Annotated in this window: 1 protein-coding gene; it reads left to right on the top strand. The window is 73.8% G+C overall.

The genetic code is table 11. The features are described 5' to 3' along the window. On the top strand, positions 1-908 hold a 908-nt coding region (locus TN53_RS41100), incomplete at both ends, for an acyl-CoA dehydrogenase (RefSeq protein WP_046263993.1).

Here is a 908-nt window from a genome sequence, read left to right as displayed (position 1 = left end):
CCCCTGGGATCCGGGCAATGCGACCGGCCACGCCGCGGTGCTGGCGGCCGACGAGGCGGGCGAGATGCTCGCCGCGGGCGAACGGCTGCTGGACGACTACCGGTTGAACGCCGAATTCGTCCCGCCCGAGCTGGGCGGACGGCTGACCCGGCTCGACCACCTCATCGAGGTGATGCGGGTGGTCTTCCGCCACGACCCCTGCCTGGGCCTCGGATACGGAGCCGCCAGCCTCATCCCCGCGGTCAACGTCTGGGCCGCGGGCGACGCACGGCAGCGCCGCAGGATGGCCGAGGTGCTGCTGGCGGGGGGCCGAGCCGTCTCCCGGTACCCCGAGGTGGCCCACGGCAACGGGGTCCCACGGGCCGAGTTTTCGGCGCTGCCGGGGGACCACGGGGGGCTACGGCTCAACGGGCGCAAGGAAGTGATCGCCAATGCCGGGCGCGCCGAGGCCATGGTGCTCTTCGCGCGCACGTCGGCCGCGCCCGGCAGCCGGAGCCACTCGCAGCTGTTCGTGGAGAAGGCAGACCTGCCCGAAGGCGTGCCGGTCCACCTGCCGCGCTTCCCCAGCGCGGGGATGCGCGGGGTTCAGCTCGGCGGGCTGGAGTTCCGGGACTGCCCGATCCCGGCGGACGCGGCGCTGGGCGCGCCCGGGCTCGGCATGGAGACGGCGCTGCGCTCCTTCCAGATCACCCGCACCGCGCTGCCGGCGATGACCGTGGGCATCCTGGAGACCGGCCTCGACGTCGCCGCCCGGTTCACCGACGAGCGCGTCCTGTACGGGCGTTCGCTGGCCGGCATGCCCCACATCGGCGCGATCCTCGCCGACGCCTTCACCGATCTGCTGATCTGCGACTGCCTGGCCACCGTGACCGCACGCTCGGTGCATCTGCTCCCCGGCGAGACCAGCC

Source organism: Streptomyces sp. WM6386 (assembly GCF_000972385.1).
Taxonomy (GTDB): domain Bacteria; phylum Actinomycetota; class Actinomycetes; order Streptomycetales; family Streptomycetaceae; genus Streptomyces.
The sequence above is the reverse complement of the archived record's forward strand: the minus strand, read 5'-3'. Positions and strand labels throughout refer to the sequence as shown.